The 15,451-nt window shown below is 69.2% G+C and carries 13 protein-coding genes; 11 read left to right on the top strand and 2 right to left on the bottom strand.

Annotation, left to right across the window (positions count from 1 at the left end; translation table 11 throughout):
• Positions 1-38 precede the first annotated feature (38 nt).
• The 3 genes from F624_RS0111150 to F624_RS0111160 are packed head-to-tail and all read left to right on the top strand — an operon-like array spanning position 39 to position 5,305.
• The gene (locus F624_RS0111150; protein ID WP_169426577.1) at positions 39-809 is read left to right on the top strand and encodes a PilW family protein; all 771 of its coding nucleotides are present in this window, start codon (positions 39-41) and stop codon (positions 807-809) included.
• The gene (locus tag F624_RS0111155) at positions 806-4,855 is read left to right on the top strand and encodes a PilC/PilY family type IV pilus protein (protein WP_019574388.1); all 4,050 of its coding nucleotides are present in this window, start codon (positions 806-808) and stop codon (positions 4,853-4,855) included. Before F624_RS0111150 ends, F624_RS0111155 begins: the two co-directional genes overlap by 4 nt.
• Positions 4,856-4,870: 15 nt before the next feature.
• Positions 4,871-5,305: a type IV pilin protein gene (locus tag F624_RS0111160; RefSeq protein ID WP_031254730.1), complete on the top strand. Its 435-nt coding sequence runs from the start codon at positions 4,871-4,873 to the stop codon at positions 5,303-5,305.
• 19 nt (positions 5,306-5,324) lie between these two features.
• Here the strand turns inward: F624_RS0111160 and F624_RS0111165 are convergent, their stop codons facing one another.
• Complete coding sequence (locus tag F624_RS0111165) at positions 5,325-6,581, bottom strand: ABC transporter substrate-binding protein (RefSeq protein ID WP_019574390.1); 1,257 nt, start codon at positions 6,579-6,581, stop codon at positions 5,325-5,327.
• 370 nt (positions 6,582-6,951) lie between these two features.
• Between F624_RS0111165 and F624_RS0111170 the strand changes: the two genes are divergently transcribed.
• From F624_RS0111170 to F624_RS0111185, 4 genes are all read left to right on the top strand, one after another.
• On the top strand, positions 6,952-7,836 hold the full coding sequence (locus F624_RS0111170; RefSeq protein WP_051107382.1) for a helix-turn-helix transcriptional regulator: 885 nt from the start codon (positions 6,952-6,954) through the stop codon (positions 7,834-7,836).
• A 118-nt stretch (positions 7,837-7,954) separates the two neighbouring features.
• Positions 7,955-8,764: a fumarylacetoacetate hydrolase family protein gene (locus tag F624_RS0111175; RefSeq protein ID WP_019574392.1), complete on the top strand. Its 810-nt coding sequence runs from the start codon at positions 7,955-7,957 to the stop codon at positions 8,762-8,764.
• Positions 8,765-8,888: 124 nt separating this feature from the next.
• Positions 8,889-9,473 (top strand): NAD(P)H-dependent oxidoreductase, encoded by a 585-nt coding sequence (locus F624_RS0111180; RefSeq protein ID WP_019574393.1) that lies wholly within the window; start codon positions 8,889-8,891, stop codon positions 9,471-9,473.
• 152 nt (positions 9,474-9,625) lie between these two features.
• The gene (locus F624_RS0111185; protein ID WP_019574394.1) at positions 9,626-10,156 is read left to right on the top strand and encodes a GNAT family N-acetyltransferase; all 531 of its coding nucleotides are present in this window, start codon (positions 9,626-9,628) and stop codon (positions 10,154-10,156) included.
• A 129-nt stretch (positions 10,157-10,285) separates the two neighbouring features.
• Here F624_RS0111185 and F624_RS0111190 read toward each other — a convergent pair whose 3' ends face one another.
• Positions 10,286-11,206: an alpha/beta hydrolase gene (locus tag F624_RS0111190; protein ID WP_019574395.1), complete on the bottom strand. Its 921-nt coding sequence runs from the start codon at positions 11,204-11,206 to the stop codon at positions 10,286-10,288.
• Between the two features lie 173 nt (positions 11,207-11,379).
• On the opposite strand from F624_RS0111190, the gene F624_RS0111195 reads away from it, so the two are divergent.
• The 4 genes from F624_RS0111195 to F624_RS0111215 all read left to right on the top strand — a co-directional run bounded on the left by F624_RS0111195 (position 11,380) and on the right by F624_RS0111215 (position 15,409).
• On the top strand, positions 11,380-12,543 hold the full coding sequence (locus F624_RS0111195) for a methyltransferase (RefSeq protein WP_019574396.1): 1,164 nt from the start codon (positions 11,380-11,382) through the stop codon (positions 12,541-12,543).
• Positions 12,544-12,762: 219 nt separating this feature from the next.
• Positions 12,763-13,854, top strand: coding sequence for a LacI family DNA-binding transcriptional regulator (locus tag F624_RS0111200; RefSeq protein ID WP_019574397.1), 1,092 nt, complete (start codon positions 12,763-12,765; stop codon positions 13,852-13,854).
• Positions 13,855-14,008: 154 nt separating this feature from the next.
• Positions 14,009-14,680, top strand: a complete 672-nt coding sequence (locus F624_RS0111205; RefSeq protein WP_019574398.1) for an amino acid ABC transporter permease — start codon at positions 14,009-14,011, stop codon at positions 14,678-14,680.
• Positions 14,681-14,755: 75 nt separating this feature from the next.
• A complete protein-coding gene (locus F624_RS0111215; protein ID WP_019574400.1) occupies positions 14,756-15,409 on the top strand; it encodes an amino acid ABC transporter permease in 654 nt (217 codons plus the stop codon).
• The last annotated feature ends 42 nt before the right edge of the window (positions 15,410-15,451 follow it).

Consider the following 15,451-nt stretch of genomic DNA (forward strand, 5'->3'; position numbering starts at 1 on the left):
CCCGAGCTCCGGTCCCGTGCCAGGGCGCTGTGCGTGGTGTGTCGCTGCCCGAACTGCTGGCGGGGCTGGCCATCGGCCTGCTGCTGGCTCTGGCGGCGGTGGGTCTGCTGGCCTCGACCCGGGTGCTGTCGCGGCAGACCCTGGACGGGGCCGAGTTGATGGCCCAGGCCAACAACGCGATGCGCCTGATCGGCAGCCAGTTGCGGCCGGCCGGCGCTGTCGAACTGCAGCTCCTCAACCCGGCGGCCCCACTGTCAGAGCACACCTTTGTGTACAGCCCGCACTTCGATGGCCTGGATCTCGATGGCGATGGGGTGGGTGACGGCGGCCATGTCTGGGGGCTGGATGGGCCGCAGGGCAGCGCCGACACCCTGGTGCTGAGCTTTGAGAACCGATCGGCCAGCATCAGCCCCGATTGCCTGGGCGCTGGCACGGCCAAAACGCTGCACCGGGTGGACAGCCGCTTTTTCGTGAGTGGGGGGCGCCTGATGTGCCGGGGCTCCAGCAATGCCGCCACCCCGCAGCCGGTGGCCGAGTCGCTGGAGGATTTCCAGGTGCGCTACGCGCTGCGCCTGGGCAGCGGTGACCTTGCCACCCTGCAATGGCTGGATGCCGACCAGATGGCTGGCCGATGGCCTCAGGTGCTCGCGGTGCAGGTTTGTCTGCAGATGGTGGGCGTGGTGGGCGGGCCCCGCCTGGAGGGCCCTTCGTTTCAGGGCTGCAATGGGCTGGATCAGGCCCAGGAGGGGCGCCGGCACATCGTGTTGCGCAACACCTTCGTGCTGCGTGGCCTGGGGCACGTGCGATGAGGCCTCTGCCGGCCCAACAAGGGGTGTCGCTGCTGGTCGTGGTGGTGATGGTCCTGCTGTGCGCCTGGCTGGTGCTGGCCGATACCCAGGTCGTGCGCCTGTCGGAGATGCTGGCCGGCAACGACAGCGAAGCCAGCCGGGCCTTCGAGGCGGCCGAGGCCTTGCTGCACGATGCCGAGCTGGATGTGCTCGGCCTCGGGCCCCAGGGGCAGGCCTGCCGGCCCGGCCCCGCTGGAGTGGGCTGCCGCCACCCGGCCACCACGGCCATGGTGCCCCGCACTGTGGCCGATTTTGGCCTGCTGGCCCAGCAGTTGGCCCTGCGCGACCCACCCTGCGCCGATGGCCTCTGCCTGAGCCTGGGGCCGGCCGCGACCGCCGAGGCGGGCAGCGGCTTTTGGCGCAATGAGCAGACGCTGAGCACGTTCGTGGCCGCGGGGGGCGGTGTTCCGTATGGCCGCTACAGCGGCGCCACGCTGGCGGCCGGCGCGGGCAACCCGCTGCTGCAGCCCGGTGCCAGCCGGGGGGCCTGGTACTGGATCGAGGTGCTGCCCTACAACGCGGGGGCCGCCGCCGCCGGGGGAGCTCTGGCGATCTGGTCGCCCACGCCGGCCGACCCCTTCATCTTCCGCATCACCGCGGTGGTGCAGGGGCGGCGGGCGGGGGGCCGCCACCGTGCTGCAGTCCCTGCTGGTTCGGAACATGTTGGGCAGCCCCTGAGGCTTCGGATGGGGGCCATGCCAGTGATGAAAGGGTTGAGCGTCATGATCGGAAAACACAGCTGGAGGGTGTTGGCTCTTGCTTGCGGGATGGTTGGGCGTGCAGGGGCCGAGCCCCTGCCCCTGGAGACGGCCCCGGCAGGGGCCACGGGCGCGCCGCCCAATCTGATCCTCTCCGTGGGCGACTCCGTGTCGCTGGGCCCCGGTGGTTTGCAGGCCTTGCGTGCGGTGCTGCGCTCGGGTTTCAGTGCCGATGCCGTGCCCGACGACAGCCTGCGCTTGGCTTACCAGTCCTACGGCAGTTGCCGCCCTCAGACCGACGCAGGCTGTGCCAGGCGGCTCCAGCTCCGCTCGCTCGACAGCACCGAGCGGGCGCGCTTCTTCCAATGGCTGGAGGCGCTGGTGCCCAGCCAGTCCCAACCGGCGCATCTGTTGTTCTCGGAGGCGGGGCGCTTCATGAGAAGCACCGGTGTGGAGGGGCCGTATGCCGCCATCCCTGGCCAGGCGGAGGCCCCGGTGCTGGGCTGTCGCCGGTCCTACCACCTGTTCATCGACGCGGGCGGGTGGACCGATGAGGCCTTGGCTGGCGCGCATGCAGCCGACGCCGGCAATGCCGACGGCACCCGCCGCGTGCTGCCCGATGGCGTGGTGTATGACCCCTATGGCCAGACCGAGGCGGTGACGCGGGTCTTTCGCGATGGCTACCAGCCGCGGCTCAGCACCCAGCTCACCCCCGGCCAGCCGCGCTGGCACCACAACACCCTGGCCGATTTCGCCTTTGACCATTGGGCCAGCGACCTGCAACCCGGCCTGGCCAATCAGGTGCCGCCCCAGGTGCGCCAGGCCGCCGAGGCCGATCTCGGCACGGCGGCGGCCCCTTACCGGGTACCCGAGTACTGGAACCCGAAAAACGACCCGGCCACCTGGCAGCACCTGAGCACCTACACCGTGGGCTTCATCCCACCCCCGCAGGATGCGCGGCAGGCCGATGCCTATCCATTGCCCGAGTCCGGCCCGCGGCGCCGGCCCTGGTGGGCGGGTGACACCTGGTCGGGCGATTTCCAGGTCCTGGTGCGCGGTGAGGTGGGTTGGTGCAACCCCCTGTTCACCGCCGGCACGAATGCCGATCTGCTGCGCGGCCATTTCCCCTCATTGAAGGGGGATGGGCCTTTGCCCCCGAACCTGTGCATCGAGCCAAGCCCCCTGGATGGCCGCGCCCTGGCCGACGAGGCCCTGGCGCGTGCGCGCCTGCAGGAGCTTTGGCACGTGGCGATCAATGGGCGCGGGCGCTTTGTGCAGGCCACCGATCACGAGAGCCTGAGCCAGGCCCTGGGCGACATCCTCGGGCCGATCCCGCGCGAGAACACCGAATCCGAGGTAGCGCTGGCGGGCAACACCCAGGCGCTGGATGCCGGTGGGATGCTCTACTTGGCGGGCTACCAGAGCCGGCACTGGAGCGGCTCCCTGCAGGCCATCGGTGTCGACGACAAAGGGGTGTTGCAGCCTCGGCCGGTCTGGGAGGCGGGTCAGGTGTTACAGGGCATGGAGCCCGCGCAACGCCTGATCTGGACCCATGACGGTGCCCGCGGCGTCCGCTTTGAATGGGATGGGTTGAGCGCTGCCCAGCGCGATGTGCTCAAGGGCGGGCCGCGCGCGCCCGATGCCGAGGGGGAACTGCGGCTGCGCTACCTGCGGGGCTCGCGCGCCGATGAAGCGCCGCAGGGTGGGCGCCTGCGGCAACGGGGCAGCCTGCTGGGGGACATTGTGCATTCGGCCCCCTGGTATGTGGGGCCGCCGCTGCCGGGGCGGGCCGAGCCGGGCCATGCGGCCTTTGTGCAGCAGCACCGGGGCCGTGCCGGCATGGTCTACGTGGGCGCCAACGATGGCATGCTGCACGGCTTCTCCAGCCAGGATGGCCGCGAGACGCTGGCTTACGTGCCGCTGGGCGCCTGGCCTCGGCTGCGTGAGCTGACCGAGCCGGCCTATTCGCATCGCTACAGCGTTGACGGGCGCCTCATGAGCGGCGATGTCTTCGACGGCAGTGGGTGGAAGACCCTGTTGCTCGCCACCCTGGGCCTGGGGGGTAAGGGCTATTTCGTGCTCGATGTCAGCTCACCCACCCAGTTCGCCCAGCAGGACCCCGCCCGCCAGGTGGTGCTGGACCGCAGCGACGGCGCGGATCCCGACATTGGCCACCAGATCCTCGAGCCCACCACAGACCCGGCGCATCCTGCCCGGGTGATGCAGTTCAGCCGCCTCAACAATGGCCGCTGGGCTGTGCTGATGGGCAATGGGGTGAGCAGCCGCAACGAGCGTGCGGTGCTGCTGATCCAGTACCTGGATGGCGCGAAGGAGTTGCTCAAGCTGCCGGTCGCGTCGGGCCTGGCAGGTGGTCCTGGTGTTCCCGGTGTTCCAGGAAATGGCCTGTCCACACCCCAGCTGATCGATTTCAACGGCGACGGCCAGGTCGATGTGGCCTATGCGGGCGACCTGCAGGGGCAGCTCTGGAAGTTCGACCTCAGCAGTGCCCAGGCCTCGGATTGGCGGGTCGCCGCACCGGGCGGGCCGCTCTTTGTCGCCGAAGACGCCCAGGGCCGGCGCCAGCCGATCGGGGTGGCCCCCGCCTGGTTGCCCCACCCCTACGGCGGTGTGATGCTGGCCTTTGGCACCGGCCGCCTGCTGACCGCGGGTGACCGCAGCAGCACCGGCGTGCAGACCCTGTATGGCCTCTGGGACACGGCCCGCGTGGGCGTGGGGGCTTCGACCGTGCAAATGGGGCCCAGCACGGCCTTGGGCGGGGGGTGGCGGCGGCTCACGCCCTCGCCCTTGGTGGCGCAGCAGCGCACCGAGGCCGTCCGGCAGGGCCCGCAGACCTTCTACCGCAGCAGCCGCCACCCCGTGAACTACCGCGGGCCAGCGGCCGTGCGCGGCTGGTACATGGACCTGCCCGAGCCACGCGAGCGGGTGCTCTCCAGCGGCCAGGTGCTGGGCCGCCTGTGGCTGCAGCGCAGCCAGGTGCCTGCCCGCAGCGAGCCGGCCGAAGCGGGCTCGCCAGGCTGTGAGGCCCCGCTGCGCGAGGCCCTCGGCCATGAGTACCTGCTCGACGTCTTCAGCGGCGCGCCGGCGCCGTGGCCGGCGTTTGATACCGATGGTGGCGGCTTCACCGGCACCGAGCTGGCCGACATCAGTGGCTGGCGCGCCGGGCCCCAGGCCCGCCTGTGGCAGCGTTCGGCGGGCCCCGATGTGGTCAGCCTGGGGCGGGGCGGGCCGATGCGCCTGCGCGTGCTGGGCGGGCCCACGGCGCGCATCGGCTGGCGCCAGCTTCAGTGAGCCAAGGAGGTGTTCATGTCGCGTGGTCCATTCCGAGGCCGTGGATCCAAGGGGTTCAGCCTGATCGAACTCCTGGTCGTGGTGGCCGTGATCGCCCTGCTGACGGGCCTGGCCTTGCCGGGGTACCAGGCCACGCTGCAGCGGGCCCGCCGCAGCGATGCCCGCGAGGCGCTGCTGCGCGGTGCACAGTGGCTGGAGCGGGTGGCCTCGATCCACGGCCAGTACCCCGAGGCGGCGGCCTATCCGGCCCATTTGTCCCTCAGCACGGCGGGGCACTACCGCATCCGGTATGTGCCCGGTGCCGATCTGGCCGCCTACACCCTCACGGCGCAGCGCCAGGGCGTGCAGGCCTCAGACCCCTGTGGCGATTTCGTGCTCGATCAGGCCGGGCAGCGTTCGGTGCTGAGCTCGGTAGCCGGCAGCGGCTCAGCAGAGTGCTGGCAACGCTGAGCACGCACGGGCCCAGGCCTCATTGCTTGCGTTGCACGAACAGGTTGCGTTTCGCGTCCTCGGGGTAGGCAAAGGTGACCAGCCCGTTGCGCACCTGGCCCATCACCAGCATGTTGGCCGAGATGGCTTCCTTGTCCTGGGCGCTGAAGGGGTGGTCGTAGGTGGCCACCACACCGTAGTAGGTCTTCATGCGGCCTTCGAGCGCGGCCTTGATGGCCGGGCCGTCGGCGGGCCCCTTGTTGATGGCCAGCAAGGCATACAGCAGCAGGTAGCTGGCGTCGTAGCCATTGGCTGCAGCCATGGGCACGGGGATGCGCCGGCTGTTGAACTTGCGCGCATAGCTGGCCAGAAAGGCGGCGCGGCGCTCGTTGCTGGGCTCGGCAATGAAGGTCTGGGCCATCAGCGCGCCTTCGGCCGCGTCTCTGGCCCCGTCGATGAAGAAGGGAAAAGACAGGGTCCAGGGCCCCACCTGGGGCACTTTCCAGCCCAGGGCCTTGCGGCCCTGCGCCACCACCGCGTTTTCCGGGCCCACGGTGTAGCTGAAGATCACATTGGCGCCCGCGGCCCGCGCGGCCTTGAGCTCGTCGGACAGGTCTTTCACGCCCAGCGCAAAGCGGGCGGTGTGCACCGGTTTGAGGTTCCTGGCCGCCAGCGCGGCGATCACATCACGTGTGCCGCCTTCGCCATAGCCCGTGGTGTCGGCGAAGATGGCCACCCGGTCCCAGCCCCGTTTGATCAGATCGTCCACCACGAAGGGCGCCTGCAAGGCATCGCGGCCCTGCACGCGGAAGATGTAACTCTCGGGCCCCGGGTACTGGGTGGTCAGTGCGGTGCCGGTGGCGCAGGGCACGATCAGCGGCACCTTGTTCTTCTGGAACACCTCGATCGAGTTGAGCGCCACCCCGCTGTTGCAATAGCCGATCGTGGCCACCACCTGATCGCGCACCAGCTCTTCGGCCAGTTGCCGGCCGCGGGCCGGGTCGGCGGTGTCGTCCTTGATCATCAGCTCCAGCGGGCGCCCCAGGTAGCCGCCGACGGCGTTGATCTCGTCAATGGCCAGCTTCACGCCATTGGCCATGGGCACACCGAAATCAGCCGAGGGCCCGGTCAAGGGGCCGATCAGTCCGATGCGCAGCGGTGTCGGCCCGGGGGCTGCGGTGCCGGCCTCGACTGCGCCGGCCGCCGTGGCCGCCTCGGTCGGCAGGCCTGTGAGCCAGCCCCCGAGGAGCAGGGCGCTGCACACCAGGGCCCGGCCCAGGCCAGGGGTTGGCAACACGGACGCAGCGGTCCAACGCGGTAAGAACTTGAAAGACACGTGACAGCCCGCCCCGATGAATGAACAAATGACCGAATCTAGGGGGCGCACCCGCAGGCGCGGTACGGGGCTTACCCCAGTAACTGAGCGTTGCAAGCCGGCCACGTGGCCTGTTGGGCAAGGCGCTGACCTGGGGGCTGCGGGGGGGTGTCAGGCGCCAACGGGGCAGCTTTTGTCGCGTGACGTGCCCGCACGCCGCTAACATGGCGCTTTTCGGGGCCATCGCGCGCACTGAACGCCGAGGGCCGTCACCGGTCCCCCGGGCCCTGTGGTCTCCATCCTGCCTCTGTCTGATCCTGTGAGCGCCTCCCGCGACATCAAAACCTATGGCATGGCCGAGCGGGCCAACCACCTCGATTTCGACATCCGCGAACAGCTGGTGCGGCCGCCCTTGCTGCGCCCGCACCGGCACGACTATTTCCAGATCCAGGTCAGCCTGCAAGGCGATGGCGAGCAGACCGTGGGGGCCAGCGTGCGCCCCTTTGCCCGCGGCACCCTGAGCTTTGTGCTGCCCTATCGGGTGCATGTGGTCTCGCACCCCGAGGGCTCGCGCTATGTGATCCTGAACTTTTCGCAAGCCTTTCTGCGCCCCGACCTGCAGGCCGACCCGCTGGACCTGGAGGATGTGCCCCTGAGCCTGGCGCCCGAGCTGGGGCCCTTTCTGTTCCAGGAGTACACCGACTTTGCCTTCGGGCCGGAGGCCTTCGCCGAGGTCGAAGCCCTGGTGCAGCGCATGCTGCGCGAGAACGCGCAGCGGCGCCATGGCAGCCTCACGCTGTTGCGGGGCCTGCTGCTGCAGCTGCTGGGCCTGACCTGCCAGGTGTTCGAGGCCGATCTGGCCCGGCTGGCGGCCCAGCATGCGCAAAAGACCAGCCAGCGCGAGGCCTTGCAGCGCGTGGCCCGTTTCATCCGCGAGCACCTGGCCGAGGACCTGACGCTGGCCGACGCCGCGGCAGCCGCGTTTCTGTCGCCCAACTATCTGGCCAACCTGCTCAAGAAGGAAACCGGCAAGACCTTCACCGAACTGCTCACCGAGCGCCGCATGGAGCGCGCCCAGGAGCTGCTGGCCCACACCTCGCAGCGCGTGATGCAGGTGGCGCATGCGGTGGGCTTTGCCGATGAGTCGTATTTCACGCGGCGCTTTCGCCAGAGCATGGGCCTGAGCCCACGCGCCTGGCGCGACCAGTTGCGCCAGCGCCTGCAGCAGCCGGGCTGAGCAGGGGCCGGGCCGGCTTTGTGCTGGAAAACCTTAAGCCCGCGCGCAGGCCCACGGGCCGTCGTTTTCTACAGTGAGAGTCTGTCGCTTTCGACGATATTCACAGCTGGAGACAACGATGACCGATCTGAACAAACGAGGCTGGCTGCAGGGCGGCCTGCTGATGGGCGCAGGGGCCTTGAGCGCCTGCGCCGCCCCGGGCACGGCCCAGCCCGGGCGGCCGGCGGCCACCCCCTTCGAGCTGCCCCACACCACCGTGCCCGTGGCCACGGCCGACGGCCAGCCGCTGGCCTTTCCGGTGCGCCGCATCTATTGCATCGGGCGCAATTACGCGGCCCATGCGCGCGAGATGGGCTCGGACCCCAGCCGTGAGCCGCCGTTTTTCTTCCAGAAGCCCAGCGATGCGATCCAGTACGTGGCCCCGGGCACGGTGGCCGATCACCCTTACCCCAGCCTCACGCGCAACTACCACTACGAGGTGGAGCTGGTGGCGGCCCTGCACCGGGGTGGGCGCGACATCCCGATTGACCGGGCCCTGGAGGGCGTCTATGGCTATGCGCTGGGCCTGGACATGACCCGGCGCGACCTGCAGCGCGGCATGGGCGACCAGAAAAAGCCCTGGGAGATCGGCAAGAGCTTCGACCATTCCGCCCCCATCGGCCCCATCCACCCCGTGGCCCGCACAGGCCATTACACGCAAGGCACCATCTGGCTCAAGGTGAATGGGCAGATCAAGCAGCAGGCCACGCTCAACCACATGATCTGGTCGGTGGCCGAGCAGATCAGCCGCCTGTCCGAGGCCTTCGAGCTGTTCCCGGGCGACATCATCTACTCGGGCACCCCTGAAAACGTGGGGCCGGTGGTGCGGGGTGACCTGATCGAATGCCACATCGATGGCCTGCCCGAATTGAGCCTGCGCATCGTCTGAGCGCGCCGGCCACGCCGCCGGGTTGAGGGACGTCAAAGCCCGTGTCGCTGGCCGGTGGCAGGATGAAGTCCGGTGGCATCGGGGTCGGCAGACCAGCCGGGCTCCGATCTCGGGAGCTTGTCCTATGAAGCGGCGCATTCTCATCATCCAGGGGCATCCGGATCACCGGGCCCCTCACCTGGCCCACGCGCTGGCGGACGCCTACGCCAGTGGCGCGCAACTGCAGGGGCACGAGGTGCGGCAGGTCTGCGTGGCTCAGCTGGACCTGAGCCTGCTGCGCAGCCAGGAGGAGTGGGAGCGCAAGCCCGTGCCGGCGGCGCTGGTGGCGGTGCAGGAAGAGCTGCGCTGGGCTCAGCATCTGGTGTTCTTTTTCCCACTGTGGCTGGGTGAGATGCCCGCCATGCTCAAAGGCTTTCTGGAGCAGGTGGCGCGGCCCGATCTGGTCCGGGTGCAGGGAGCGGACGGGCACAGCAGCCCGGGCCTGAAGGGGCGCAGCGCGCGTCTGGTGGTCACCATGGGCATGCCAGCCCTGTTCTACCGCGGCTTCTACGGCGGCCATGGTCTGCGCTCGATGCGTCGCAGCGTGCTGGGCTTCATGGGCATTTCACCGGTGCGTCAGACGCTGATCGGCCGGGTCGGCACCCTCTCGCCGCACCGTTTCGAGAGCCTGGTGCATCAGATGCAGATGCTGGGGCGCAGCGCCCGCTGAGCAAGGGTTGGGCGCCTAGCACAGACCTCGTCTTTACGGGGGCGCGGCACCGCGGGCAACTCCGGTATCAGGGTAAAGCCGGGGGTGTCTTCGGGCAATCTGCGACAATCCTGCCTCTCGAAAATTTTGACCGTCCGAAGAATAAATCCTAAATGAGCACTCTGACCACTGTTGAGATCCGTCCTGCCACCCTGCGAGATGCCAAGACCGTAGCCGAAATCCACACGGTGGCTGCCCAAGCCGCCTACAAAGGCATTGTTCCCGACGAGTTTCTGAAAAGCTCCTCCACTGACAAGCGCGTGGCCCAATGGCGCGAAGCCATCGAATACTGCGAACCCCAGGTCCAAGTGGCCATGGATGAAGGCAAGGTTGTCGGCTTTGTCGGCTTCGATCGCTCGCGCGATCCGAAGTCCCGCCCGACCACCGGTGAAATCTGGGCCCTGTACGTTCTGCCCAGCCACTGGGACAAGGGCGTTGGCCTGGCCCTGTGGGACGCCGCCCGCGAAGGCTTGTCCGAAGAAGGTTGCACCAACGTCACCGCCTGGGTGCCCCTGCGCAATGAGCGCGCCATGCGTTTCCTGGAACTGGCCGGCTTCAAGCGCGAGCTGAACACCGCCAAGACCACGCCCATGGGTGCCATCAAGCTCGAGGAAATCCGCCTCAAGCGCGGCGACCTGAACTGAGCTCGGCACCGGGCCGCCCCCGCGGCCCGTCGGCTGCTCTTTGAAAGCCCTCGGTCGTGAGACCAAAAGGCCACCGCCCTCGTGCAGTGGCCTTTTTTTCGTGGGCGATCGGCTGGCCGCAGGATCGGATCAGCTGCCCTTGCGGCAGGCCTGGTCGACGTACTGCAGCGCGTCGGGCAGGGCATCGCGGAACACCAGCCATTCGTGGTCGCCATCGATCACGCGCAGCTCAACCTGCCGTGGCTGGATCTGGTGCAGGCGCCAGAACAGGTTGGCCGACATCGGGGCAATGCCCAGGTAGTCGTGGTCGCCTGACACGATCCACATCGGCACCCGCGCGGCGCCGGCCCGGTAGGCGTCGAGCGCGGCCGGGTAGTTCAGCGCCTTCCAGGTGTCGGGATCGAACTGGCCGTTGCGCACGAACTGCGGCGTGCGGCGCGCGGCCGAGGTCTCCGGCGGCAGCGGGTCGTAGATGGCCGGGCTGATCACCGCGGCACCACAGAACTTCTGCGGGTGGCGCAGCGACAGGTTCAGCGCGCCATAGCCCCCCATGGACAGGCCGCCGATGGCCCGTCCACTGCGCTCTTTCTGCACGCGGTAGCGCGCCTCCACATAGGGCAGCAGCTCGTTCATGATGGCCGTGCCGGCCTTCTCGGCAGCGCCATCCGCCCACCACGAGGCTGGGCCCGCCGTGGGCATCACCACCACCGAGGGGCGGATCAGCCCGCGCTTGATCAGGCCGTCCAGCGTCTCCACCGCACCCCCCTTGGTGCGCCATTCGTTCTCATCGCCGCCGGCCCCGTGCAGGAGGTACACGACCGGGTAAGGCTGTTGGGCCTTTTCATACCCGTCGGGCAGGTAGACCGTGAAGGGCAGGGGGCGCCCCAAGGCGGCCGAGGGCGCCTGATCGGCGAGAACCGTGCTGGCCGCGTGGCCGGGCAGGGCGGCACCCAGGGCTGCGCCCAGGGTCAGCAGGCCCAGCAGATGCGCCTGGGCCCAACGGCGGGCCTGTGCGCCCAGGGCGCGCCGGGTGGGGGATGTGAAAGCCATGTTGTCTCCTGATTTTTGGAAGTGCGGGCAGCCTGCCGAAGCCGGGCAACCCGCTCTGATTCTGGGTGCAAAGCCAAAAGAATGTGCGTTGATTCCATGAATTCGACCCTTGAGCAGGTGATTCAGCGCGATGCAGCCCCCGCAGGCTTCGCTCAAGCCGCGACAATGGCGGCATGACCGATACCCCACCCAGCCTGAGCTGGACCGACGCCCAGGACCTGCCGCAGCAGGCCCGCTGGCGCTCCGAAGCCGGCGTGCCTGCGCCGCGCCGCCTGCAACCCGCCGACGACACCCTGAACGCCGACACCGCCTACCGCCTGGCCTGCGAGGGCACCGGCCTGCTCTGGCAGGGCGATTTCCACAACGCCCGTCAGCTGCTGCAGGCGCTGGCGCGGCGCGTGGACCGCAAGCCGCGCAAGCTCAAGGCGCCCGCCACCACGCTCTCCGAAGCCTTTCACCAGCACCGCCAGGGCCAGGCCCAGCGGGCCAGGCTCCTGGGCCTGGTGCTGGTGCCGGTGAATGCCGATTACAGCGTGCCTTTGCGCCGCGCACCCGACATACGGCAGGCCTTGCAGGAGGTGTGGGGCGAGCCCGACGGCCAGCCCTCGGTGCTGAGCCTGCGTGAGCTGCTGGGCCTGGTGGGCGCACACGAATGGCGCAAGAAGGGCGTGCCCGTGCCGGCCCTCGGGCCGGACGCACGCATCCACCCCTATTACGGCGTGTTTTCGCCGGTGCGTGGTGAGTACGTCGATCTGGTGGCCAAGGCCCCCTGGCCGGCCGGCTTCAGCCCGGATCAGCCCGTGTTCGACATCGGCGTGGGCACCGGCGTGCTGTCGGCCGTGCTGGCCAAGCGTGGAGCCCGTCAGGTGGTGGCCACCGACCAGGACCCGCGCGCCCTGGCCTGTGCCGGGGCCAACCTGAACCGCCTGAAACTGTCGGCCCAGGTGCAGTTGCAACAGACCGATCTGTTCCCGCCCGGGCAGGCCGCGCTGGTGGTATGCAACCCGCCCTGGTTGCCGGCCCGCCCCAGCTCGCCCATCGAGTACGCGGTGTATGACCCCGACAGCCGCATGCTGCGCGGCTTTCTGCAAGGCCTGGCCGCCCACCTGAGCCCCGACGGCGAGGCCTGGCTGATCCTGTCCGACCTGGCCGAACTGCTGGGCCTGCGCAGCCGCGAGCAGTGGCAGACCTGGGCGCAAGAGGCAGGCATCGAGGTGGTGGGCCGGCGCGACGCCAAGCCCCAGCACCCCAAGGCCAGCGACCCCACCGACCCGCTGCACAAGGCCCGCTCGGCCGAGGTCACCAGCCTGTGGCGTTTGCGCCGGGCGGCGGCCTGAGCTGGCAAAACGCGGTGAGCTGACGCGAGGCGAGGGCGGGTTTCCACCGGGTGCCAGGGGCAGGGGTCTGGCACTAAGATCAGACTCTGAAACTGGTTTCAGAGCTTCCCGGTCTTGCGTCCTTGTGCAGGCGCCTGGAGGCCCTGGCCCGTGCTTGCCCAGCTTGACCCGACCCTGCCCGTGCCCCGTTCTGCCCCACCCACCTCCTCCAAGCCTGCCATGGCCGCCGCAGCGGCCCCCTCCGGCGCTGCCGGCACCCGCGCCACCATTGCCGATGTGGCGCGCGAGGCCGGGGTGTCCAAGGCCACCGTCTCGCGCTTTCTGAACCACCGCGAGACCCTGCTCAGCCCCGACATTGCGATGCGGGTGGAGCGCGCGGTGGCGGCGCTGGGCTACTCGCCCAGCCCGATGGCGCAGGCCCTCAAGCGCGGCCGCACCCGGCTCATCGGCCTGGTGGTGGCCGATGTGACCAACCCCTATTCGGTGGCGGTGCTGCGCGGTGCCGAGCAGGCCTGCCAGGAGGCGGGCTACCTGGTCATGCTGTTCAACCTGGGCAACGACAGCGGGCGCGAGCGCGAAGCCATGGCGGCCCTGGCCTCCTACCAGGTCGAGGGCTTCATCCTCAACACCCTGGGGCGTGACCCGGGCGTGGCGGCCGAGGCCTTGCGCCTGGGCCGCCCGGTGGTGCTGGTGGACCGGCGCCACAGCAGCATGCAGGCCGATTTCGTGTCGCTGGACAACGCCCAGGCCATGCGCACGGTACTAGCGCATCTGCAGGCCCAGGGCTACCGGCAACTGCTGTACGTGACTGAGCCAGTGCGGGGCGTGAGCTCGCGCACCGAGCGCGAGGCGGCTTTTCGCGAGGGCTGCCACCAGTCGGGCCACGAGGGCCCGGCCCTGCAGGGGCAGACCTTCGAGAGCCAGGACGATGCGCCCGAAGCCCAGTTGCAGGCCCTGGCCGAGGCCTTGCAGGCCTGCCGCCAGCAGGCTGGCGGGCAGCCCGCGGCGGTGCTGGCCAGCAATTCGGTGGTCACCCTGCGCGTGTGCGCGGCCCTGGCCCGCCTGGGTTGGCAGGCCGGGCGCGAACTGGGCCTGGTGGGTTTTGACGACCCCGATTGGGCGCCCTTCGTGGGCCCGGGCATCAGCACCCTGGCCCAGCCCACGCACGATCTGGGGCGCCTGGCCGCCACCTGCCTGCTGGAGCGCCTGGGCGGCCTGAGTCTGGCGCCGCGCCAGATCCTGTTGCCGGGGCAGCTGCGGGTGCGGGGTTCGACGGCAGGCCCCTCGGCCAGCACTTCGGTCGGCACCTGAGCATTTCCGAGCTGCTTGGCAGCCAGGGTTTTCACCCATGGAAACCTGAAACCGGTTTCTTAAACTTGCTGAAAACGGTTTCAGGTTGTGTCTGAGTCGCCCGGCCAGGGCGTCAGACCGTCAGACACCCGCTCCTTCATCAATCGGATCGATCGTGAACTACAGCTTTCAATTTGCCGATGTGCTGGCCGCCTGGCCGCTGCTGCTCAAGGGCACCTGGATCACGGTGCAGCTGTCCCTGCTGGCCATGGCGCTGGGCCTGGGGCTGGCTATTCTGTGCGCCTGGGGCAAGACCGCCGGCCCGCGCCCGCTGCGCTGGGTGATCCAGGCCTACATCGAGTTGATCCGCAACACGCCGTTCCTGGTGCAGCTGTTCTTCTTTTTCTTTGCCCTGCCGGCCATCGGTCTGCGCTGGAGCGCCTACACCGCAGCCCTCACGGCCATGGTGATCAACCTGGGGGCCTACGCCACCGAGATCATCCGCGCCGGCATCGAGTCCATCCCGCGCGGCCAGATCGAGGCCGGGCTGGCGCTGAACCTCAAGCGCTGGGAGATCTTCCGCTTCGTGATCCTCAAGCCCGCGCTCAAGGCCATCTACCCCGCGCTGACCAGCCAGTTCATCCTGCTGATGCTGAGCTCGGCCGTGGTGTCGGTCATCTCGGCCGACGACCTGACCTCGGTGGCCGCCAACCTGCAGTCGCAGACCTTTCGCAGCTTCGAGATCTACATCGTGGTGGCCCTGATCTACCTGGCGCTGTCGATGGCCTTCTCGGCCCTGTTCAAGCTGATCTACCGCGCCGCGCTCAACTACCCCGACCGCCGCTGAGCCGGGTCGTCCACCCCCATGCTGACCTGTAACGCAACCCTGATCTGCCCGCTGCGGGCAACGGAGACCTGACCCATGCGCAGTTTCGGTTTGGCCGAGTTCATGTTCATCCTCGAGGCGGCCCGCTGGACGCTGGCCTTGTCGCTGCTGGCCTTTGTCGGCGGCTCGGTGGTGGGGCTGGCCGTGGCGCTGGCCCGCACCAGTGAGTCGCGCTGGGCCCAGGCGGGGGCCGGCCTGTTCATCCAGGTGTTCCAGGGCACGCCGCTGCTGCTGCAGTTGTTCCTGATCTTTTTTGGCGCCCCGGTGCTGGGCTTTGACATCAACCCCTGGGTGGCGGCCGGGGCTGCGCTGATCTTGAACAGCGGCGCCTTTCTGGGCGAGATCTGGCGCGGCTGCATCCAGGCCGTGCCCCGGGGCCAGTGGGAGGCGGCCGAGGCGCTCAGCCTGTCGTATGTGAACCGCATGCGCGACGTGGTGCTGCCGCAGGCCTGGCGCATCGCCGTGCCGCCCACCGTGGGCTATGGCGTGCAGATCATCAAGGGCACCTCGCTGGCAGCCATCATCGGCTTCACCGAGATCACCCGGGCCGGCCAGATCATCAACAACGCCACCTTCCAGCCCCTGCTGGTGTTCAGCGCGGTGGCCGCCATCTACTTCGCACTGTGCTGGCCGCTGTCCTTGCTCGCGGCCCGCATGGAGCGCCGCCAGGCCGCCGCCACGGCGCGCTGAGGCGACGCCACCGCAGACCTCTTTTTTCCGTCCCATCCCATC

The sequence above is a fragment of the Curvibacter lanceolatus ATCC 14669 genome, assembly GCF_000381265.1.
GTDB classification, from domain to species: Bacteria; Pseudomonadota; Gammaproteobacteria; order Burkholderiales; family Burkholderiaceae_C; genus Curvibacter; species Curvibacter lanceolatus.

Excerpts from the sequence above, each read along its gene's own strand:
- F624_RS0111155 (WP_019574388.1), top strand. The coding sequence starts at position 806 with ATGAGGCCTCTGCCGGCCCAACAAGGGGTGTCGCTGCTGGTCGTGGTG.
- F624_RS0111160 (WP_031254730.1), top strand. The coding sequence starts at position 4,871 with ATGTCGCGTGGTCCATTCCGAGGCCGTGGATCCAAGGGGTTCAGCCTG.
- F624_RS0111170 (WP_051107382.1), top strand. The coding sequence starts at position 6,952 with ATGGCCGAGCGGGCCAACCACCTCGATTTCGACATCCGCGAACAGCTG.
- F624_RS0111175 (WP_019574392.1), top strand. The coding sequence starts at position 7,955 with ATGACCGATCTGAACAAACGAGGCTGGCTGCAGGGCGGCCTGCTGATG.
- F624_RS0111180 (WP_019574393.1), top strand. The coding sequence starts at position 8,889 with ATGAAGCGGCGCATTCTCATCATCCAGGGGCATCCGGATCACCGGGCC.
- F624_RS0111185 (WP_019574394.1), top strand. The coding sequence starts at position 9,626 with ATGAGCACTCTGACCACTGTTGAGATCCGTCCTGCCACCCTGCGAGAT.
- F624_RS0111190 (WP_019574395.1), bottom strand. The coding sequence starts at position 11,206 with ATGGCTTTCACATCCCCCACCCGGCGCGCCCTGGGCGCACAGGCCCGC.
- F624_RS0111195 (WP_019574396.1), top strand. The coding sequence starts at position 11,380 with ATGACCGATACCCCACCCAGCCTGAGCTGGACCGACGCCCAGGACCTG.
- F624_RS0111200 (WP_019574397.1), top strand. The coding sequence starts at position 12,763 with ATGGCCGCCGCAGCGGCCCCCTCCGGCGCTGCCGGCACCCGCGCCACC.
- F624_RS0111215 (WP_019574400.1), top strand. The coding sequence starts at position 14,756 with ATGCGCAGTTTCGGTTTGGCCGAGTTCATGTTCATCCTCGAGGCGGCC.